Below are 20,553 nucleotides of genomic sequence, written 5' to 3' on the forward strand. Positions count from 1 at the left end.
TTTGGAAATGCTGCTTGCCCTGTCCGTCGGCGTCCTTGTCGCCGCGTCGGTCTATCTGATGCTGGACCGCAACATCCTGCGCTTCCTGTTCGGGCTGGCGCTGCTGTCGAACGCGGTCAACCTGCTGATCTTTGCCAGCGGCCGTCTGACCCCAGGCGCGCCTCCGCTGATCGATGCGGGCGAATATGCGCCCACCGGCGTCGTCGCGAACGCCCTGCCGCAGGCGCTGGTGCTGACCGCGATCGTGATCGGGTTCGGCCTGCTGGCCTTCACCCTGGCGCTGGTCTATCGCGCGTTCATGACCCTGGGCACCGTCAACAGCGACGAGATGCGCGTGGCCGAGCCCGTCGATGCGGGCAAGGAGGCCGGGAAATGAGCTGGCTTCTGGTCTATCCGATCCTGATCCCGCTGCTGACGGCGGTGCTGTCCTATCTGTTCCGCAAATCGCCCGCCGGGCGCTGGATCTCTGTCGCGGGGGCGGTCGCGCTCTTGCTGGCCAGCGTCGTCCTGATGGCCGAGGTGCTGGAGGAGGGCGTCGTCGCCGCCCAGATGTCGAACTGGCAGGCGCCCTTCGGCATCACGCTGGTGGCCGACCTTCTGGGCGCGGTCATGGTCGTCATCACCGCCATCACCGGCCTCGCCACCGTGATCTATACCCTGTCCGAAATTCCCGAACGCCTGGAACGGCTGGGTTTTCACGCCCTGCTGCAGACGCTGCTGATGGGCGTCTGCGGGGCCTTCGTCACGGGCGACCTGTTCAACCTGTATGTCTGGTTCGAGGTCATGTTGATCTCCAGCTTCGGCCTGCTGGTGCTGGGGGCCAGCCGCGAACAGCTGGACGGCGGCATCAAGTACGTGCTGCTGAACCTGGTCTCGACGATCATGTTCCTGGCGGGAACCGGTCTGCTGTACGGCCTGACCGGCACGTTGAACATGGCCGACCTGCACCTGGCCGTCCGCGAGGTCGAGAATACCGGCCTGCTGACCACCGTCGCGGTGATGTTCATGGTGGCCTTCGGCGTCAAGGCGGCGGTGTTCCCGCTGTTCTTCTGGCTGCCCGCCTCCTATCACACGCCCCCGGTGGCGGTGTCGGCGATCTTCGCGGGCCTGCTGACCAAGGTGGGCGTCTATGCCCTGATCCGGATGTTCACGCTGGTCTTCGACCAGGATGTCGGGTTCACGCACACGATCCTGCTGTGGGCGTCGGTGGTGACGATGGTCACGGGTGTTCTGGGCGCGGCGGCGATGAACGACTTCCGTCGCATCCTGTCATTCCACATCATCAGCCAGATCGGCTACATGGTCCTGGGACTGGCGCTTTATACGCCGCTTGGCCTGATGGGGGCGGTGTTCTACCTGGTCCACCATATCATCGTGAAGGCGAACCTGTTCTTTGTCGCGGGCGTGGCCAAGCGCATTGCCGGATCGACCGATCTGGCACGCATCGGCGGCCTTTACGCCCATGCCCCGGTGCTGGCCTTCCTGTTCCTAATCCCGGCATTCTCGCTGGCTGGCTTTCCGCCGCTGTCGGGCTTCTGGGCGAAATACGTGGTCGTCAAGGCCGCGCTGGACCTGGAAATGTGGTTCGTGGCCGGGGTGTCGCTGGCGGTCGGTCTGCTGACCATCTTCTCGATGACCAAGATCTGGGGCTCGGCCTTCTGGCCCGCGCATCCCGACGGGGTCAAGCCGCGCCTGTCGGACCTGCCGATGGGCGACCGGATGGCGCTGATGCTGCCGATCGTCGCGCTGGCCGCGCTGACCTGCATCATCGGCCTGTTCCCGGAATCCTTCGTGCTGTTCGCCGAACACGCGGCCGCGCAGCTGCTGGATCCGACCGACTATGTCACGACCGTCCTGGGGGTGCAGCCATGAACCTGTTCGCCATCAACATGGTGCTGGCCTTTGCCTGGGTCGCGTTGACCGGCGGGCTGACCCTGGGGGGACTGACGACCGGCTATCTGGTCGGCATGGCCGCGATGTGGCTGGTCCGTCCGCTGTTTCCCGATACCGGGGTCTATTTCCGGCGCCTCTATTACTGGACGCGGCTGATCGTGATGTTCGTCTATGAACTGGTGGTCAGCTCGATCCCGGTCGTGCGCGACGTGCTGACGCCAGGACAGTCGTCGCAGCCCGCGCTGATCGCGGTGCCCATCACGGTGACGACCGACCTGCAGATCACGCTGCTGGCCAACTTCATCTCGCTGACCCCGGGCACGCTCAGCCTCGACGTGTCCGAGGACCGCAGCACGCTGTATATCCACGCAATGTTCGGCGACGACCCGGACGCGATCCGCGCGCAGATCCGCGACCGGTTCGAGGTCTGGGTCCGCGAGGCGACGGAGTGAACGACATGACCCTGCTGGAATTTGTAATCCTGTTCGGCTTTGCCCTGGTGATCCTGGGCGTCGTGCTGGCCGCGATCCGGCTGGTGCGGGGGCCAAGCCTGGCGGACCGGATCGTGGCGCTGGACCTGATGACGGTGCAGCTGGTCTCGTTCGGCGGCCTGACGGCGCTGCTGTCGGGCAGCGCGGGCTTTCTGGACGTGGCCGTCGTGCTGGCACTGGTCGGCTTTCTGGCGACCGTGTGCCTGGCGCGCTATCTGGAGCGTCGCATCCTGCTCAAGGCGGAGGAACTGACATGATGCATGACATCATCGTGGCGATCTTGGTGCTGTCCGGCGGCATCTTCTGTTTCGCGGCGGGGATGGGGGTGCTGCGGCTGCCCGACCTGCTGACGCGGATGCATGCCTCGACCAAGGCGGGAACGCTGGGTTCGGGCCTGATCCTGGTGGCCGTGGCTGTCCAATTCGCCGAAGGGACGGTCATCGCGCGGGCGGTGGCGGCAATCCTGTTCTTGCTGATGACCGCGCCGGTCGCGGCCCATCTGATCGGCCGAGCGGCCTTTCGCACGGGCGTGCCGATGGTCGACCGGACCGTCTGCGAGGACGGCGTGGCCGACGCGCTGCGCGCCCGTCCGGGCGAGCAGGCGCCGGACTAGGGCCTGTGCCCCGGCGGCGGGCGACGGGGCTTTTCAACGCGCTGCCGTGGGCGTAAAGCTGTCCAATTGGCGGACGAACCGCCCGATCTGAAAGAGCGCATGAGCCAGGACATCCCCACCATCACCCGCACCGAAGACCTCGCCCGTTTCTGCGAGGCCGCAAAGCTTGCCCCCTATGTGACCGTCGACACGGAGTTCCTGCGCGAGCGGACCTACTGGTCCAAGCTGTGCCTGATCCAGCTGGCGATCCCGCCGGCATCGACGGCCAAGACCGGCGGGGGCGACGCCGTCCTGGTCGATCCCCTGTCCGAGGAGCTGTCGCTGGAGCCGCTTTATGACCTGTTCCGCCACGAGGCGACGGTCAAGGTGTTCCATGCCGCCCGCCAGGATCTGGAGATCTTCTATCATGACGCGCAACTGTTCCCGGTGCCGCTGTTCGACACTCAGGTCGCGGCCATGGTCTGCGGTTTTGGCGAACAGGTCGGCTACGAGACGCTGGTCCGCAAGATCGCCCGGGCCGACCTGGACAAGTCGTCGCGTTTTACCGACTGGTCGCGCCGTCCGCTGTCGGATGCGCAGGCCGCCTATGCGCTGGCCGACGTGACCCATCTGCGGGTGATCTATGAATACCTGTCGGCCGAGCTGAAGAAGACCGGCCGCGAGGCGTGGCTGGCCGAGGAGATCGCGGTCCTGGAGGACCCCGAGACGTATATCACCCGCCCCGAGGAGGCCTGGCTCAAGGTGCGCACCCGCACCAACTCGCCCCGCTTTCTGGCGATCCTGCGCGAACTGGCGCGGTTCCGCGAAAGCTATGCCCAGGCCCGCGACATCCCCCGCAGCCGCGTCTACAAGGATGACGCGATGATCGAGTTGGCCTCGACCAAGCCGCTGACCGAGGCCGATCTGGGCAAGTCCCGTCTTCTGCTGCGCGAGGCGCGCAAGGGCGACATCGCCAACGGCATCCTGGCCGCGGTCAAGGCCGGGATCGAATCCAAGGACCTGCCCCAGCCCAAGGGCGACGAACCCGGCAAGCCCGGCAATGCCGCCCTGTCGGACCTGCTGCGCGTGCTGCTGAAGGCCAAGGCCGATGCGGCTGGCGTCGCGCCCAAGCTGATCGCGTCGTCGTCCGAACTGGACGCGCTGGCCACCGGCAGCCGTGACCTGCCGGCATTGCAGGGCTGGCGGGCCGAGGTCTTTGGCCGCGACGCTTTGCGCCTGGCCGCCGGGGAGATCGCGCTGTCGGCCAAGGGCGGCGCGGTCCGGGTCGTGCCGGTCGGATAGGCGATGCACCCGCCGGTCGCCCTGACGCGCCCCTGGCCCGAGGATGCCGACGACATCGCGGCAGCCCTGGCCGATTGGGACGTCGTGCGCTGGCTGACCACGCTGCCCTGGCCCTATGGCACGGCTGACGCGCGCGATTTCATCGCGGCCGCGGGGTTGGACGAACATGCGATCCGTCAGGACGGACGGCTGGTCGGCATGGTCCAGGCGGGCCGCGTCTTTGGCATATGGATCGCACCGGACCGGCAGGGGCGGGGGATCGGCCGGCGCGCGGGCGTGCTGGCCCTGTCGCGCCTGTTCCTCTCCGGCGCAACCGAGGTGCATGCCCATTGTCTGATCGGCAACGACCGTTCAGCGCGCCTTCTGGCTTGGCTGGGGTTTCGGCCCTGTGGTCGGACGGTGCTTCGGTCGCGCCCGCTGCGGGCCGAGGTTCAGGCCGAGATGCTGCATCTGGACCGCGACACGTTCCAGCAGCGCCACGCGATCGCGTTGACGACGCCGCGCCTGCGCATCGACGCGGTGACCCCGGACGACCTGCCCGCGCTGCACCGCATCGTGACCAAGCCCGAGGTGGCACGGATGCTGCTGCGCTATGACCCCGCGATGACGCTGGACGATGTCCAGCCACTGCTGATGCAGAGCGCGCTGCTTCCGCCGTTGCGGCTAGCGGTCCGATACCGGGGGCAGGTCGTCGGCATCGTCGGCCTGTCCGAAGGCCCACCGCCGCGCCTGAACTATTTCCTGGACCCCGCCCATGCCGGACAGGGCTTGGGGCAGGAGATGGTCGCCGCGGTCTTTGCCGAACTGGTGGCCCGGTTCGACCCGCCCGAGGTTCTGGCAGGCGCCTTCGTCGACAATGATGCGTCGCGCAAGATCCTGAAGAACCTCGGTTTCCGTCGTGGCGAGGATCTGGAGCTGCAGAGCCTTGGGCGTGCGTCGCCGGCGCCGGCCGCGCTGTATCGCTGGCGGCCGGGGCTGCTGGGCTAGGCGTCGGGCTGTCGGGGCTGGATGACCCGGAACAGGGCACGCCGTTCCTCGGGGGTTTCGGCCTGGGGGAAACCGCGCAGGGGCTTTTCCGCTGCGGGTTTGTCCGGCACGGCCCCGCGCGGCTTGAAATCGGCGCGTCCTTCGGCAAAGCCGATGGCCGAGGGCGAGGGCTTGACCGTCGTGCCGCCTTCGATGATCGGCATGACCTCATCCGCCAGGATGTCGAAGCGGCGGGGCGCGATGCCGGTGTCGCCCTCCGCCACCAGGCAGCCCAGAGCGCGGGTGACGTCGCCCAGATCCGACCGAAGCGGCAGCAGCAGCATTTGGGCGTGCAGCTGCGGGCGGCCATAGTCGGGCTTGCCCTGCAGCGTCAGCCGCGCCATCTGGGGCGCCTTGAACACGCTTTCCAGCACGTCCGAGAACCGTCCCCGCGACGAGGTGTTCAGGAAGGCGCAGACGGGCATGCCGCGCACCTCCATGCCCATCAGGTCGATCAGGTGCCGCCCCGCCAGACGCAGGCGACCCGCGCCCGGCGCGATGCGTTCCAGGATGAACGCATAATCCAGCGTGCGCGCGATGCCCCGCGGATCGACATCCGACCGCGCCGGGATCGCCCGGCCCTTGCGGATGCCGTCCCAGTATTCGCGCATCTCGCGCAGAACGCGGTCCGGCGTGCAGGTCTCATAGTCCTGCAGGCGCACGATCCGTCCCATGGCGTCCTGGGGCGGCATTCCCGGCTTGGTGTCTGGTCCGTCTTCCCGGTCCGGCACGGTCAACCCTTTACTCTCTCCGGCCACGGCCGGTCACTGCTCACCCCTGACAATAGCGCGTTCCCCGCCCGCTCGCCGAGTCATTTAATGAACGAATGGTTAAGATGCCTTCCGGTTGCGGGTCTTGACCCCTGCGGCGCGACGGGGCATCCCCGGACGCATCGCGACCAACCGCCAGGGAACATGCCGCCATGATCGAACGCACCGGCCTGATGGTCATCCTGTCATCGCCCTCCGGGGCGGGGAAATCCACGCTGGCCAGGCGGTTGATGGACTGGGACGCGGGGCTGCGCTTCTCGGTCTCGGCCACCACGCGGGCGCCGCGGCCCGGAGAGATCGACGGAGAGCATTACCATTTCACCACCCGCGACGGCTTTCTGCGGATGGTCGCCGAGGGGCAGATGCTGGAACATGCCGAGGTCTTCGGCAACCTTTACGGCAGCCCGCGCGGGCCGGTCGAACAGGCGATGCTGGCCGGGCGCGACACGCTGTTCGACGTAGACTGGCAGGGCGGCCAGCAGATCCGGGCATCGGCCCTTGGGGCGCATGTCGTGTCGATCTTCGTGCTGCCGCCGTCGCTGCCCGAACTGGAACGCCGCCTGCGCGGCCGCGGTCAGGACAGCGACGCGGTCATTGCCGGGCGCATGCAGAAAAGCCGATCCGAGATCAGCCACTGGGCCGAATACGATTACGTTCTTGTCAACGACGACCTGGACCAGACCGAGGCGCGGATGCGTGCCATCCTGACGGCGGAACGCCTGCGTCGCGACCGGCAGGCGGGGCTGGGCGCCTTTGTCCGCGACCTGATGTCCGAAGGTGTCGCATGATCTGGTCGCTGGACGGGATCACGCCGCAGATCGACCCGCAGGCCTGGGTCGCGCCGGACGCGCAGGTGATGGGGCGGATCGTGCTGGCGCCGGGCGCCTCGGTCTGGTTCGGTGCGGTTCTGCGCGGTGATACCGAGGTGATCGAGGTGGGGCAGGGCAGCAATGTCCAGGACTTGTGCGTGCTGCACACCGATCCGGGCCATCCGCTGGTGATCGGGGCCGATTGCACGATCGGGCACCGTGCGATCCTGCACGGGTGCCGGATCGGCGAAGGTGCGCTGATCGGCATGGGGGCGACGGTGCTGAACGGCGCGGTCATCGGCGCGGGTGCGCTGATCGGGGCGGGGGCGCTGATTCCCGAAGGCAAGGTGATCCCCGGCGGCGCGCTGGTCATGGGCGCCCCGGGCCGCGTCGTCCGGATGCTGGACGCCGATGCGCAGGCGGGGCTGCGGGCATCCGCGGCGCGGTACCGGGACAACGCAGCGCGGTTCCGGGCCGGGCTGTCGCCGGCGGGGGACTGACGCGATGGCGGCCGGGCCGCGCCGGGTCGAAGGGTTCCTGGACGGCATTCCGCTGCCCATGCTGGCCGTCGACCGCGAGGCGCGGGTGATCGCCGCCAATCCGCTGGCGCTGGCGCTGTTCGGTCCGGGCCTGGTCGGGCGACCGTTCGTGACCGTGCTGCGCCATCCTGCCATCGTGCAGGCCGTGGACTGGGTCCTGGACCCGGAGGGGGTGCCTGCGCCTACGCCTGATCAGACGCTGCCCACGGCGCCGGACGGGGTCGCCACCCTGCGCGCCACCTGCGTCGCCGACGGCCGCGAGATCCTGGCCGAGGTGACGGTGGCGCCCCTGCCAAGCCCCCTGGGGCGTGGCGCGACGGTCGCCGTCCTGGACCGCAGCGTGGCCGAGGAGGCCGAGCAGATGCGCCGCGATTTCGTGGCCAATGTCAGCCACGAGCTGAAGACCCCGCTGACCGCCATGACCGGCTTCATCGAGACGCTGCGCGGTCCGGCGCGCGACGACGCCCGCGCCCGCGACCGGTTTCTGGACATCATGGAACGCGAGGCCGCGCGCATGAACCGCCTGATCAGCGAGTTGCTGTCGCTGAGCCGGGTGCAGGCCGAGGAGCGGTCGCGCCCCTCGGGCCGGGTCGATCTGCCGGGGCTGCTGCGTGGAACGCTGGCCATGCTGGCGCCGCGCATCCAGACCGTCGGGGTAAGCGTCGCGACCGAGGGGCTGGACATCGACCTGCGCCTGCCCGGCGACGGCGACCAGCTGACCCAGGTGTTCCAGAACCTGATCGAGAACGCGGTGAAATACGGCGGATCGGGCGGCGTGCTGCGCGTCACGCTGTCGCGCATCGCGCACGAACCGCTGCTGCGCGGGCCGGCCTGGGCCGTGGCCATCGAGGACCGCGGCGATGGCATCGAGGAGCAGCACCTGCCGCGCCTGACCGAGCGGTTCTATCGCGTGGACACCCACCGGTCGCGCGAACAGGGCGGTACCGGGCTGGGTCTGGCCATCGTCAAGCACATCGTGAACCGCCACCGTGGCCGGCTGCGGATCGAGAGCCGGGTGGGGCAGGGCAGCCGCTTTACCGTGATCCTGCCCGAAGGGCTGGCGCGCGGCTGACGGGTCGCGGCCTCTCGCCCTTGGCGGTGGCTTGGCCTATAAGCGGGCGAACGGATTTTTCAGGGGATGTCGTCATGTCGCAATCACCGCAGGTCGATCCCGCCAAGCTGGCCGCCGCCAAGGCGGCGGTCGCGCTGGTCGAGGACGGGATGAGGCTGGGCCTTGGCACCGGCTCGACCGCCAGCGTCATGGTGCGCGAACTGGCCGCCCGCGTGCAGGCCGAGGGTCTGTCCCTGCGCTGCGCCGCGACGTCGCGCGCCACGGCCGAGCTGGCCGAGAGCCTGGGCCTGCGCATCGAGAGCCTGGACGACATCGGCTGGCTGGACATGACCATCGACGGCGCGGATGAGGTCGATCCCGACCTGCACCTGATCAAGGGCGGCGGTGCGGCGCATCTGCGCGAGAAGATCGTGGCCGCCGCCAGCGACCGCATGGTGGTCATCGCCGATCCCGGCAAGGTGGTCGAGACGCTGGGCGCCTTTCCCCTGCCGGTCGAGGTGCTGGAATTCGGGTTCGAGACCACGCGCAAGCTGATCCGCCGCGCGCTGGAGGGGCTGGAGCTGGGCGAGCACGACATCCTGCAACGCCTGAAGGGCAGCGACCCGGTCGTCACGGACGAGGGCAACCTGATCCTGGACCTGCATCTGGAGGTGATCCCCGATCCGTCCGGCCTGGCGCGGGCGCTGTCCTGCATTCCCGGCGTCGTCGAACACGGGCTGTTCCTGGGGATGTGCGATCTGGCCATCATCGGCCGCGAGGATGGCAGCGTGATCGAACTGGCGCGCAACGACATCGACGCCGACATGCTGGCGCAGGAAGGGGAATGACGTGACCTTCGACTATGACCTGTTTGTCATCGGCGGCGGCTCGGGCGGGGTGCGCGCGGCGCGGATCGCGGCGGGCGAGCACGGCGCCAAGGTCGGCCTGGCCGAGGAGAGCCGCATGGGCGGCACCTGCGTCATCCGCGGCTGCGTCCCGAAAAAGCTGATGATCTTTGCCTCTCAGGCCGGGCTGATGGCCGAGGAGATGCGCGGCTATGGCTGGTGCGACGCGCAGGCCGGGGCATTCGACTGGGAGGTGTTCCGCGAGAAGCTGGACGCCGAACTGTCGCGCCTGGAGGTGATCTATCGCGCCGGCCTGACCCGCGCGGGGGTCGAGATCCACGACCAGCGTGCCACGCTGGACGGCCATCACCGGGTCCGGCTGGCCGACGGTACGACGAAGACCGCCCGCCACATCCTGATTGCGGCCGGCGGCCGTCCCGCGCCCATCGGCATTCCCGGAGAGGAGCTGGCGATGATCTCGGACGACCTGTTCCTGATGGACAGGCTGCCGAGGCGCATCCTGCTGGTCGGCGGCGGCTTCATCGCCTGCGAATTCGCGACGATCCTGGCGGGGCTGGGGGTGGACACGGTGCAGGCCTATCGCGGCGACGCGGTGCTGCGCGGTTTCGACCGCGAGGCGCGCGACCTTGCGACGCTGCAGCTGAGCGCGGTGGGCGTGGACCTGCGCCTGGGCCTGACGCCCGCGGCGCTGGAACGCGACGGCGACGGCATCCGCGTGCGGTTCGACGACGGATCGGACGATCGTTTCGACGCCGTGCTGATGGCGACCGGGCGCGACCCCTATACCCGGGGTCTGGGCCTTGAGACGACCGAGGTCCGCACGAAACCCAACGGCGCGATCGAGGTCGACGAATGGTCGCAGACCTGCGTGCCGTCGATCTTTGCGGTGGGCGACGTGACCGACCGCGTCAACCTGACCCCGGTCGCGATCCGCGAAGGGCATGCGTTTGCCGACACGGTGTTCGGCGCGCGGCCCCGGACGGTCGATCACGGGTTGGTCGCCAGCGCCGTCTATCTGCGCCCGCACGAGCTGGCCAGCATCGGCCTGACCGAGGAGGAGGCCAAGGCCCGCGGTCCGGTCGACGTCTTCGCGACGACCTTCCGACCGATGCGGTCGATGTTCGCGGGCAGCGACGCCAAGGTGATGATGAAGCTGCTGGTCGATCCGGCGGACGACCGCGTGCTGGGCTGTCACATCTTCGGCCCCGAGGCTGGGGAGATGATCCAGCTGGCCGCCATCGCCATCACCATGGGCGCGACCAAGGCGCAGTTCGACGCGACCGTGGCCGTCCACCCCACCGCGGCCGAGGAGTTGGTGACGATGCGCCAGCCCGCGCGCCGGCATCAGGGCGTGGCGGGCTGACAATCCCGTGGGCGCGGCCTTGGGTCGCGGCCAGGGGCGGGTGTCAGGGTTGACATTTCGGCCCCGCGCCCCAGTTTTCAACTAACGGAAATTTCTACGAAAGAAGGTCTATCGGATGGCAAATCAGGGCCCCTGGGGCGGAGGCGGCGGCGGCAACGGCGGCCGGGATGACGGGGATCGTGACAAGAAGCCTGCCGGCCGTCCCTGGGGCGAACAGCCGCCCCCCGGCGGGCCGCGCCGTCCGAACAACGATCCGCAGCGCCCCGAGATCGAGGACCTGATGAAGAAGGGCCAAGAACGTCTGCGCGTGCTGATGGGCGGTCGCGGCACCGGCGGCGGCACGGGCGGGGGCGGCGGCGGCGGTCGTAGCCCGATGGGTCCGAACTTCGGCCTGAACCGCTCGACCCTGGTCGTGGCGGGCCTGGCAGCGGTCGGCCTGTGGGCCTTTGCCAGCTTCTATCGTGTCCAGACCAACGAACAGTCGGTCGAGTTCCTGTTCGGCCGCGCCATCGCCGTGGGAACCGAGGGTCTGAACTTTGCCCCTTGGCCCGTCGTCACCGCCGAGGTCGTGCCCGTCACGAACGAACGCGTGACCGAGATCGGCACCGGCCAGGCCGGCCCGATGGACAGCGGCCTGATGCTGACCAGCGACCAGAACATCGTGAACATGGAATACCAGGTGGTCTGGAACATCCGCGATCCGCAGATGTACCTGTTCAACCTGGCCGACCCCGCAGACACGATCCGCGCCGTGTCCGAGGCGGCGATGCGCGACATCATCGCGCGCAGCGAACTGGCCCCGATCCTGAACCGCGACCGCGGCGTGATCGCCAGCGACCTGCGCGCCGCCGTGCAAAGCACGCTGGACAGCTATCAGTCGGGGATCAACGTGATCCGCGTCAACCTGGACCGCGCCGACCCGCCCGAGGAGGTCATCGATGCCTTCCGCGAGGTGCAGGCCGCCCAGCAAGAGCGTGACCGTCTGCAGAACGAGGCCGACGCCTATGCCAACCGCGAACTGGCCGCAGCCCGGGGTCAGGCGGCCCAGATCCTGGAACAGGCCGAAGCCTATCGCGCCGAGGCGGTCAACACCGCCGCGGGTGAGGCCGCGCGCTTCAACTCGATCTACGAGGAATATGTGAACGCGCCCGACGTGACCCGTCGCCGGATGTATCTGGAGACGATGGAGCAGGTCCTGGGCGGCGTGAACAAGATTATCATCGGCGAGGGCATCGGCGGTGGCGAGGGTGGCTCGGGCATCGTGCCCTATCTGCCGCTGGACCAGCTGCGCGGCACGGGGCAGGGCGGCGCCACGCCCCCGGCGCCGACCGTCGGCCAAGGTGCGGGCCAGACCACCGGCACGCAGGCGGGCACCCAGCCCAGCACCACCACGACCAGCGGAGGGACGAACTGATGGCTGCGCGCAAGAACCTGCTGACCGCCCTGGCCCTGCCGGCCGTGGTCGTCGTCGCCGTCCTGGCCGGATCGGCCCTGTTCATCGTGGACGAGCGGGAAAAGGCGCTGGTGCTGCGTCTTGGCCGGGTCGTCGACGTGCAAGAGACGCCGGGCCTGAACTTCAAGCTGCCCTTCATCGACAACGTGGTGAAGTACGACGGGCGCATCCTGGGTCTGCCGACCAGCCCGCTGGAGGTCACCCCGCTGGACGACCGCCGCCTGGTGGTCGACGCATTCGCCCGCTGGCGCATCACCGATCCGGTCCGGTTCCGTCAGGCGGTCGGCGTGCAGGGCATCCAGGCCGCCGAAATGCGCCTGGAGCCGATCGTGATCGACGCCATTCGCGGCGTTCTGGGTACGGTGCCCTCGACCTCGGTCCTGTCGGATGACCGGACCAGCCTGATGAACCAGATCCGCGACGAGGCGCGGTCGAATTCGGGCGGTCTGGGGATTGAGATCATCGACGTCCGCCTGACCCGCACCGACCTGCCCGAGCAGAACCTGAACGCGACCTATGCCCGGATGCGGGCCGAGCGTGCCCGCGAGGCCGCCGACGAGGTCGCACGCGGCAACGAGGCTGCGCAGCGTGTCCGCGCCGCCGCCGACCGGACAGTGGTCGAGCTGACCTCCGAGGCCGGCCGCCGTTCCGAGATCGTCCGAGGCGAGGCCGACGCGCAGCGCAACGCGATCTATGCCGACGCCTATGGCCGCGACCCCGAGTTCTTTGCCTTCACCCGCTCGCTGACCTCGTATCAGCGCGCGCTTCAGGGCAGCAACAGCTCGCTGGTGATGCAGCCGGACAGCGAGTTCTTCAGCTATCTGTCCAGCGACGGGGCCGCGAACGCCAACCCCGCATCGACCCCGGTGCCGCCGGGCAATTCGGCCGAACGGCTGGGCCTGAACGGTCCCGCCGAAACGCCCGAAGGCGAGGAGCTGGTCGTTCCCGAGGTGGTCGACCGCGACGGCAACCGCCTGGGCGAATCCGCCGGGATCGAGTTGACCCCGGTGCCCGAGAACCTGGCCACGCCCCCGCAGGAGCCGTCCGAGATCCTGTCGCCGGACGCCCCGGTGGAGGGCGCTGCCCAGAGCGAGGATGCGCCAGCCGAGGAAGCCCCGGCCCCCGAGGCCCCGGCCGAGGATACGGCGGCGGAACCCACGCCCGCCAACTGACGAACCCGAGGCGGGCGGAGGGAAACCTTCGCCCGTTTCTGCAATGAAAATCACGATCTGTTCACAAGTCGAGAGCGTGGTTTATTTGCCACGGCACCCTACATTGGCGTCATATCCAACAGGCAGTCCGGGCACCCGCCCCTGATCGCTGCCGTCGAGAGATGAGGACATCCCGCATGAAACCGCTTTTCCCTCGCCATATCCTGACCGCGTCGGCACTGGCGCTGGCGGTGGGGCTTGGCCAAGCCGGCGCGCAGGCCGTCGACCCGGCCAATGACGACGTGCCCCCCGAGGTCAGCCAGCAGGCCCAGGAGGCCGCCGAGGCCAACCAGCCGCTGGGGGCGGATGCCGCGACCGCCGACACGTCCCAGGTCATGCCCGGCAGCTTTGCCGACCTGGCGCAGCAGGTCTCGCCCGCGGTGGTGAACATCACCACGACCTCGGTCGTGTCGCAGCCGACCGGCGGGCCGGCCTTCCCCGAGGGCAGCCCCTTTGCCGACCTGTTCCGCGAATTCGGCCTGCCCGGCGGCCCCGGTGCACCGGAAGGGATGCCGACGCCCCGCAGCCCGCAGCGGTCCAACGCGCTGGGTTCGGGCTTCGTCATCTCGGCCGACGGGTTCATCGTCACGAACAACCATGTCATCGAGGGCGCCGACCAGATCGAGATCGAGTTCTATTCCGGCGAGACGTTGCCCGCCGAGGTGGTGGGTACCGACCCGAACACCGACGTGGCCCTGCTGAAGGTCACCAGCGAGACGCCGATCCCCTTCGTCACTTTCGGCGACAGCGACAGCGCCCGCGTGGGCGACTGGGTCCTTGCGCTTGGCAACCCGCTGGGTCAGGGCTTTTCGGCCAGTTCCGGGATCGTGTCGGCGCGCAACCGCGAGCTGTCGGGGACCTATGACGACTATCTGCAGACCGACGCGGCGATCAACCGCGGCAACTCCGGCGGGCCGCTGTTCAACCTGAAGGGCGAGGTGATCGGCGTGAACACCGCGATCCTGTCGCCCAACGGCGGATCGATCGGCATCGGTTTCTCGATGGCGTCGAATGTCGTGTCGCAAGTCGTTGAACAGCTGCAGGAATTCGGCGAGACCCGTCGCGGGTGGCTGGGTGTCATGATCCAGGATGTGACCCCGGAAATGTCCGAGGCGATGGGTCTGAACGTGGCTGGCGGCGCGATGATCACCGACGTTCCCGAAGGCCCGGCGCGCGATGCAGGCCTGCAGACGGGCGACGTCATCACCAGCTTTGCCGGCACCGAGGTCGAGGACACCCGCGGCCTGGTCCGCCGCGTGGCCGAGGCCCCGGCCGGAGAGACCGCGCAGGTCGTGGTGATGCGCGACGGCGACGAACTGACGCTGGACGTGACCCTGGGTCGCCGCGAGACGGCGCAGAACGGCGCGTCGGAATCGCCCGCGGCGGCAGAGCCGTCGGAGAGCGATGTCCTGGGCATGACCGTGACGGTGCTGACGCCTGAAATGGCGGCCGAGTTGGGTGCGCCGCGCGACGCGACCGGCCTGGCGATCACCGGCATCGACCCCGAGGGTGCGGCCGCCGAGAAGGGCCTGGCCCCCGGTGACATCATCACCGACGTCAACCAGCAGTCCGTCGCCAGCGTGGCCGACCTGAACGCCCGCATCGACGAGGCCCGCGAGGCCGGTCGCCGGTCGGTCCTGATGCTGATCCGCCGTGGCGGAGAGCCGCTGTTCGTGGCGCTGCCCCTGTCAGAGACCGCCCCCGCGGACGAGGACACGGCTCCGGTCGAATAAGCTGCGGCCCATGGCAAAAGAGGGGCGGCCTTTCGGGGCTGCCCCTTTTCAATGGCCGTCCGATCCCGTAATTCCGGGGGACACAAGGGAACAAGCACTCATGGCGAAGATTACCTATATCGAACACAACGGCACCCGCCACCAGGTCGAGGTCCGCCCCGGCATGACCGTGATGGAGGGTGCGCGCGACAACGGCATCCCCGGCATCGACGCCGATTGCGGCGGCGCCTGCGCCTGTTCGACCTGCCATGTCTATGTGGCGCCGGAATGGACGGACAAGCTGCCGCCGGTGGACCCGATGGAGCAGGACATGCTGGACTTTGCCTACAAGCCCGACCCCGAGCGGTCGCGCCTGACCTGCCAGCTGAAAGTGACCGAGGCGCTGGACGGCTTGGTCGTGCAGATGCCCGAACGCCAGATCTGATCGTCCCTCACGGTGACGTGTCGATGGCCGCGCCCGCAAAGGCGCGGCCATCTGCGTATCAGGCCCTGGCGGCGGTTGTCCGGCACCGCGTTTCGTGGTGACCTGCCACGTCATGTCACGGCCGCCACGGGGGAACGGATGCAGCATCGTCGCAGGATCGGGATCGCGGCCTTGGTCGCCGCAACCACGCTGGCCGCGCCCGCGATCGCGGGCACCATCCAGGTGACGGTGACCGGCATCCCCGATGACCGCGGCGTGCTGGCCTGCAGCCTGCATGCCGATCCCGCGGGGTTTCCCGACGGGGCGGGCGCGGTCCATGACGCGTCCCCGCCGCGCGGTGGCCAGGCTGTCTGCACGTTCGAGGGCGTGACGCCGGGGCGCTATGCGGTGGCGGTGCTGCATGACGCGAATGGCAACGGGCGGCTGGACACAAACGTGCTGGGAATGCCGCAGGAACGCTGGGGCATTTCTGTCGGGCCTGCACCGCGCCTGCGCGCGCCGCGCTTTGACGAGGCCGCGTTCGACATGGGCACCGACCCGCTGCAATTGCGGATCGACCTTGATCCGTGACTGCGACCCGTTGAACGACAAGGATTTTCACGCATGACATTCCGCTTTCTGCACGCATCGGACCTGCATTTGGGCAAGCCCTTCGGCGGCTATCCCGAGGGTATCCGCAACCGCCTGCGCGAGGCGCGTCATGCCGCCATCGGGCGTCTGGCCCAGTCCGCCCGGCAGGGCGGTGCACAGGTCGTGCTGTTGGCGGGCGACAGTTTCGACGCGGAAACCCCGGCCCCCGACACCCTGCGCCAGGCCCTTCGCGCGATGGCGGAGGAGGCAGACATCCGCTGGATCATGCTGCCCGGCAACCATGACAGCCTGGCGGCGACGGAGCTGTGGCGGCGTATCGCGACCGATGGACCGGCGAACCTGCAACCCCTGCTGGATGACAGCCCGGTGACCCTGGCCGACGACGTCTGGCTGCTGCCCGCGCCGTGCACGCAGCGTCGCGCCGGACGCGACCTGACGCAGGCGATGGACGCGGCCACGCCGCAAGGCGCGCGGCGGATCGGCCTGGGCCACGGCCCGGTGACGGATTTCGACGAGAGCGACGGGCGAACGGGCATCATTCCGCCCGACCGTGCGGCGCGGTCGGGGCTGGATTACCTAGCACTTGGCGATTGGCACGGACAGCGTCAGATCGGCCCCGCGACCTGGTATTCGGGCGCGCCCGAGGCCGACAGCTTCAAGCATGACGGCCCGGCGGGTGCGCTGCTGGTCGAACTGGGCGTCCAGGTGACGGCGCGGGCGGTGCCCGTGGGGCAATTCCGCTGGAGCCGCCCGCACCTGGACCTGCTGCCGGGCGCGGATGTGCGGGCGGCGCTGACGCGCGCCCTGCCGACGGAACGCGCGCGCGATCATCTGGTCAGCGTGACGGCAGGCGGCAGGCTGGCCCTGTCGGACCGTGCGGTGCTGGACGCGGCCCTGCAGGCGGCTGCGCCCGATTACGGCTGGTTCGCCGCCGACTTGTCCGCCCTGCAGGTCGAGGCCCGGCCCGACGATCTGGACCTGATCGACCGCGCGGGCGCGCTGCGCCACGCCGCCGACGCGCTGCTGGCGGACACGACCGACCCGCAGCGGTCGCAGGCCGACCGCGACATCTCGGCCGCGGCGCTGTCGCGCCTGTACAGCTTTGCGCAGGAGGTGCAGGCATGAAGCTGCGCGCGATCGAGCTGACCAACCTTCGCCGCTTTGCCGGGCGCCGGGCGGTGCTGTCCGACCTGGGCGACGGCATCACGGTTCTGTCCGAACCGAACGAATTCGGCAAATCCACCTTTTTCGACGCGCTGCACGCGCTGTTCTTTGAACGCCACCGCAGCAGCCGCGCACCGGTCAAGGCGCTGCAGCCCCATGCCGGCGGCGCGCCGGAGGTGGCGGTCGAGATCGAATCCACCCAAGGGCGGTTCCGCATCCACAAGCGTTTCCTGTCGCGGGCGCAGGCGCGGATCACGGACGCGCAAGGCCGGCTGATCGCCCAAGAGGACGAGGCCGAGGCCTGGATCGACCGCCTGCTGGACGGGGGGCTGGCCGGACCGTCGGGTCTGTTGTGGGTCCGCCAGGGCCTGCTGGGGCTGGAGCCGGAAGGCAACAGCACCGCGGACCGGCAAGACCGCGATCGCAACCTTGGAACCCGGCGCGACCTGCTGTCTTCCGTCGCCGGAGAGATCGACATGATGACCGGGGGGCGGCGCATGGATGCGGTCCTGGACCGCGTCGGACAGGAGATGGCGCGGCTGGCCACCGCCACCGGCCGCCCCAGGGCCGGGGGCGAATGGCAGCGCGCCATCGAGGAGGCCGAGCGACTGTCCCGTGCCGAAACCGAGGCCCGCGACAAGGCCGCGCGCCTGTCCGGCGACTTGGCACGCCGCTCCGAGGTGACGCGCATGCTGGCCCGCGTGACAGACCCGGAGGCCGCCCGCGCCCGCCAGGCTGCCCTGACGCAGGCCGAGGAGGCGCATCAGGCCGCCCGCAAGCATGCAGACCGGCTGGCGCAGGCGGAACGCGACCTGACGCTGGCCCGGATGGCCGAGACGACCGCCCGGCAGCAGATCGACCAGACCCGACAGCTGTCCGACCGCGTGACCCAGGCCCGCGAGACGCTGCGCCTGGCCGAAGCGCGCGCGGTGGCCGCCCGCGATCGCGCCGAGGCGCTGGCCATGCGCGATTCGCAGGCGGCCGAGGCGCACCGCCAGGCTGGCGAGATCGCGCGCGATCTGCGCGGACGCCTGTCGCGGGCACAGCAGGCGCGGCTGGCGCTTGCGGCGCGGTCGCGGGTTGCCGATCTGACCCATCGGCTGGACCGGGCGCAGGCACTGCAGGCGCAGCTGCACGCTGATCGGGCACAGCGGGCGCGGCTGACCATCACGCCGAAGACGATGGCACGGCTGGATCAGGCACAGACGGTGCTGGACCGCCTGGCCGCGCGGGCCGAGGCACAGGCGGTGACCATCGAATTTCACGCGGACGGGCCTCTGGCGACGCTGGCGGACGGGACCTCTGTCGAGGGTGCATGGGCGGTGCCGGGGCGGATGCACGTCACGCTGCCGGGCTTTGGTGCGATCAGCGTCGATCCGGGATCGGGGCGGGGGGCGCAGCTGGCCGCCGATCTGGCGCAGGCGCAGCGGGACGTGGCAAGGGCGCTGCAGGATTGCGGGGCGGCCGATCTGGCCGATGCGCGTGACCGGCTGAACCGCGCGACGCGGCTGGACGATGCGCTGCGCCAGGGGGCGCAGGCGCTGGACGATCTGGCGCCGCAGGGCCTGGATGCTTTGCACGAGGCGCTGGCCCTGGCCACGGCCGAGGCCGCCGATGCCCCCGCGGATGCAGAGGATGCCGCGGTGCTGGAACCCCTGCTGACCGCCGCCGATACCGCCGAGGCGCAGGCGCAGGCCCAATCCCGCAGCGCCCATGAGGCCGCGACCGCCGCCGGGGAGGCGCGTGCCGATGCTGAGGGAGAGCGCCGTTCCGCCGAACGCGCGCTGGCGGATGTGCTGGCCGAGGCCGGATCGCTGGACGATCTGGCGGCGCGTCTGGATGCGCTGGCCGCCACGCTGCCCGACCTGTCGGCCCGCAGCGCCGAGGCCGCCCGGCTGTGCGCCACCCTGTCGGATGCGGCCCCCGACCTGACCACCGCCCAGGCCGCGCTGTCGCGTGCCACCAGCGCCGCCGAACAGGCCCGGCGCGACGCGGAGACGATGGAGCGCGACCTTGCCGCGCTGAACACCCGCATCGCGCTGTTGGCCGAGGAGGGGATCGAGGAGACGCTGGACGAACTGTCCGGCCAGCGCGCCGAGGCCCAGGCCCGCGCCGACCGTTACGCCGCCGAGATGGCCGCCCTGACGCGCGTGCGCGACACGCTGGAGCAGGCGCGCACGCGCCAGCGCGATGCCTATTTCAAGCCGGTGGTGCGCGAGCTGCAGCCGCTGCTGTCGATCCTGCATCCCGGCGCGGCGCTGCAGATCGACGACCAGACCCTGCTGCCGCATGCGCTGACCCGTGATGGCCAGGCCGAACCGCTGGACATCCTGTCGGGCGGCACGCGCGAACAGGTGGCGATCCTGACGCGGCTGGCCTTTGCGCGCCTGTTCGCGCAGGCCGGGCGGCCGGTCCCGGTGATCCTGGACGATGCGCTGGTCCACACCGATGACGACCGGATCGAGGCGATGTTCACCGCCCTGCACCGCGTCGCCGCCGATCAGCAGGTGCTGGTCCTGACCTGCCGCCAGCGGGCGTTCCAGTCCCTGGGCGGCACCCGCGCCCATGTCCGGATCGAGGACCTGTAACCTCAGCGGGCCAGCAGCCGGGCCATCGCGCGCGCGGCCTCGGGGACGGGCTGGATCAGCGGCACGGGGGACAGGGGCGCCAGCCGGACCGCCGCCTGCGCCAGCGGGCCGCCACCGATGATCACCGCCTCGGCACCGGCTGCCGCGGCCCCCATCACGGCGTCCAGAAGGGCGTGATCCAGCGCGTAGGGATCGCGCATCACATTGGGGCTGTCGGTCATGTGACAGCCCAGATAGCGCCCGTTCTGCCCCTGCATCAGCGCGTCGATCCGGTCCCGCAGGGCAGGGGTGGTGGTCGCGACCGCAAAGGCGCGCCCCCCCTGCGCCGCCGCCCGCGCGGCTGCGGCCCCGATGCCGATCACAGGCACCGCAAGGCGGGCTGCCAGCCGATCCGCGCCCGGATCGCCGAAGGCGGCGACGATCACGCCGCGACACTCCGCGGGCGGGTGCAGCGCCGCGATGCCGTCGGCCGCACGGTCCAGCTGGTCCGGGGTGACGATCACCTGCGGCCCTGTGGGCGCCGTCCACCCCTGAAGGTCCGCAAGCCACGGCGCCGCGATCGCGCACATCGCCGCGGTCGTGACCGGGTTCGCATTGGGATTGGCCAGCAGGATCATCCCGCGCCTGTGGCCCGCTTATCGATGCGCTGTCCATCCCGAAAGACCGGCCGCGGTGGCGAAAACATTG

General features: G+C 69.8%; 21 protein-coding genes. 19 read left to right on the forward strand and 2 right to left on the reverse strand.

The window, feature by feature from the left end:
* Positions 1 to 7 precede the first annotated feature (7 nt).
* The 7 genes from SY26_RS00575 to SY26_RS00605 all read left to right on the forward strand — a co-directional run bounded on the left by SY26_RS00575 (position 8) and on the right by SY26_RS00605 (position 5,265).
* A complete protein-coding gene (locus tag SY26_RS00575) occupies positions 8 to 376 on the forward strand; it encodes a Na+/H+ antiporter subunit C (protein WP_232303266.1) in 369 nt (122 codons plus the stop codon).
* On the forward strand, positions 373 to 1,872 hold the full coding sequence (locus tag SY26_RS00580) for a Na+/H+ antiporter subunit D (protein ID WP_045998860.1): 1,500 nt from the start codon (positions 373 to 375) through the stop codon (positions 1,870 to 1,872). Before SY26_RS00575 ends, SY26_RS00580 begins: the two co-directional genes overlap by 4 nt.
* Positions 1,869 to 2,345, forward strand: coding sequence for a Na+/H+ antiporter subunit E (locus tag SY26_RS00585; RefSeq protein ID WP_045998861.1), 477 nt, complete (start codon positions 1,869 to 1,871; stop codon positions 2,343 to 2,345). The genes SY26_RS00580 and SY26_RS00585 overlap by 4 nt, the downstream gene beginning before the upstream one ends.
* 5 nt (positions 2,346 to 2,350) lie before the next feature.
* Positions 2,351 to 2,641 carry a monovalent cation/H+ antiporter complex subunit F gene (locus SY26_RS00590; RefSeq protein WP_052715060.1) on the forward strand — a complete coding sequence of 97 codons (291 nt, stop codon included), beginning with the start codon at positions 2,351 to 2,353 and terminating at the stop codon, positions 2,639 to 2,641.
* On the forward strand, positions 2,638 to 2,997 hold the full coding sequence (mnhG, locus tag SY26_RS00595) for a monovalent cation/H(+) antiporter subunit G (RefSeq protein ID WP_052715061.1): 360 nt from the start codon (positions 2,638 to 2,640) through the stop codon (positions 2,995 to 2,997). Before SY26_RS00590 ends, mnhG begins: the two co-directional genes overlap by 4 nt.
* A gap of 111 nt (positions 2,998 to 3,108) precedes the next feature.
* A complete protein-coding gene (rnd, locus tag SY26_RS00600) occupies positions 3,109 to 4,278 on the forward strand; it encodes a ribonuclease D (protein ID WP_045999565.1) in 1,170 nt (389 codons plus the stop codon).
* Positions 4,279 to 4,281: 3 nt separating this feature from the next.
* Positions 4,282 to 5,265, forward strand: a complete 984-nt coding sequence (locus SY26_RS00605; protein WP_045998862.1) for a GNAT family N-acetyltransferase — start codon at positions 4,282 to 4,284, stop codon at positions 5,263 to 5,265.
* Here the strand turns inward: SY26_RS00605 and SY26_RS00610 are convergent.
* Positions 5,262 to 6,035 (reverse strand): PAS domain-containing protein, encoded by a 774-nt coding sequence (locus tag SY26_RS00610; RefSeq protein WP_232303231.1) that lies wholly within the window; start codon positions 6,033 to 6,035, stop codon positions 5,262 to 5,264. The two genes, SY26_RS00605 and SY26_RS00610, sit on opposite strands and share 4 nt — an antisense overlap.
* A 194-nt stretch (positions 6,036 to 6,229) precedes the next feature.
* Between SY26_RS00610 and gmk the strand changes: the two genes are divergently transcribed.
* The 12 genes from gmk (at position 6,230) to SY26_RS00670 (ending at position 19,866) form a co-directional block, all read left to right on the forward strand.
* The gene (gene gmk, locus SY26_RS00615) at positions 6,230 to 6,862 is read left to right on the forward strand and encodes a guanylate kinase (RefSeq protein WP_176695079.1); all 633 of its coding nucleotides are present in this window, start codon (positions 6,230 to 6,232) and stop codon (positions 6,860 to 6,862) included.
* Positions 6,859 to 7,383 (forward strand): gamma carbonic anhydrase family protein, encoded by a 525-nt coding sequence (locus tag SY26_RS00620; protein WP_045998864.1) that lies wholly within the window; start codon positions 6,859 to 6,861, stop codon positions 7,381 to 7,383. The genes gmk and SY26_RS00620 overlap by 4 nt, the downstream gene beginning before the upstream one ends.
* A gap of 4 nt (positions 7,384 to 7,387) precedes the next feature.
* Positions 7,388 to 8,494 carry an ATP-binding protein gene (locus tag SY26_RS00625; protein ID WP_045998865.1) on the forward strand — a complete coding sequence of 369 codons (1,107 nt, stop codon included), beginning with the start codon at positions 7,388 to 7,390 and terminating at the stop codon, positions 8,492 to 8,494.
* A gap of 74 nt (positions 8,495 to 8,568) precedes the next feature.
* Positions 8,569 to 9,321: a ribose-5-phosphate isomerase RpiA gene (rpiA, locus tag SY26_RS00630; RefSeq protein ID WP_045998866.1), complete on the forward strand. Its 753-nt coding sequence runs from the start codon at positions 8,569 to 8,571 to the stop codon at positions 9,319 to 9,321.
* Position 9,322: 1 nt separating this feature from the next.
* Positions 9,323 to 10,702: a glutathione-disulfide reductase gene (gene gorA, locus SY26_RS00635; protein WP_045998867.1), complete on the forward strand. Its 1,380-nt coding sequence runs from the start codon at positions 9,323 to 9,325 to the stop codon at positions 10,700 to 10,702.
* 115 nt (positions 10,703 to 10,817) lie between these two features.
* Complete coding sequence (hflK, locus tag SY26_RS00640) at positions 10,818 to 12,116, forward strand: FtsH protease activity modulator HflK (protein WP_084693625.1); 1,299 nt, start codon at positions 10,818 to 10,820, stop codon at positions 12,114 to 12,116.
* Positions 12,116 to 13,327 (forward strand): protease modulator HflC, encoded by a 1,212-nt coding sequence (hflC, locus tag SY26_RS00645; RefSeq protein ID WP_084693626.1) that lies wholly within the window; start codon positions 12,116 to 12,118, stop codon positions 13,325 to 13,327. The genes hflK and hflC overlap by 1 nt, the downstream gene beginning before the upstream one ends.
* Before the next feature lie 374 nt (positions 13,328 to 13,701).
* A complete protein-coding gene (locus SY26_RS00650; RefSeq protein ID WP_232303267.1) occupies positions 13,702 to 15,099 on the forward strand; it encodes a DegQ family serine endoprotease in 1,398 nt (465 codons plus the stop codon).
* Between the two features lie 100 nt (positions 15,100 to 15,199).
* On the forward strand, positions 15,200 to 15,523 hold the full coding sequence (locus tag SY26_RS00655) for a 2Fe-2S iron-sulfur cluster-binding protein (RefSeq protein ID WP_045998869.1): 324 nt from the start codon (positions 15,200 to 15,202) through the stop codon (positions 15,521 to 15,523).
* 138 nt (positions 15,524 to 15,661) lie between these two features.
* The gene (locus SY26_RS00660) at positions 15,662 to 16,093 is read left to right on the forward strand and encodes a DUF2141 domain-containing protein (protein ID WP_045998870.1); all 432 of its coding nucleotides are present in this window, start codon (positions 15,662 to 15,664) and stop codon (positions 16,091 to 16,093) included.
* A 33-nt stretch (positions 16,094 to 16,126) separates the two neighbouring features.
* Complete coding sequence (locus SY26_RS00665) at positions 16,127 to 17,239, forward strand: DNA repair exonuclease (protein WP_045998871.1); 1,113 nt, start codon at positions 16,127 to 16,129, stop codon at positions 17,237 to 17,239.
* On the forward strand, positions 17,236 to 19,866 hold the full coding sequence (locus SY26_RS00670; RefSeq protein WP_045998872.1) for an ATP-binding protein: 2,631 nt from the start codon (positions 17,236 to 17,238) through the stop codon (positions 19,864 to 19,866). The genes SY26_RS00665 and SY26_RS00670 overlap by 4 nt, the downstream gene beginning before the upstream one ends.
* 2 nt (positions 19,867 to 19,868) lie before the next feature.
* On the opposite strand, the gene SY26_RS00675 is transcribed toward SY26_RS00670, so the two are convergent.
* Complete coding sequence (locus SY26_RS00675) at positions 19,869 to 20,483, reverse strand: aspartate/glutamate racemase family protein (protein WP_045998873.1); 615 nt, start codon at positions 20,481 to 20,483, stop codon at positions 19,869 to 19,871.
* Positions 20,484 to 20,553 lie beyond the last annotated feature (70 nt).

Origin of the sequence: Paracoccus sp. 228, assembly GCF_000967825.1 — a bacterium.
GTDB classification, from domain to species: Bacteria; Pseudomonadota; Alphaproteobacteria; order Rhodobacterales; family Rhodobacteraceae; genus Paracoccus; species Paracoccus marcusii.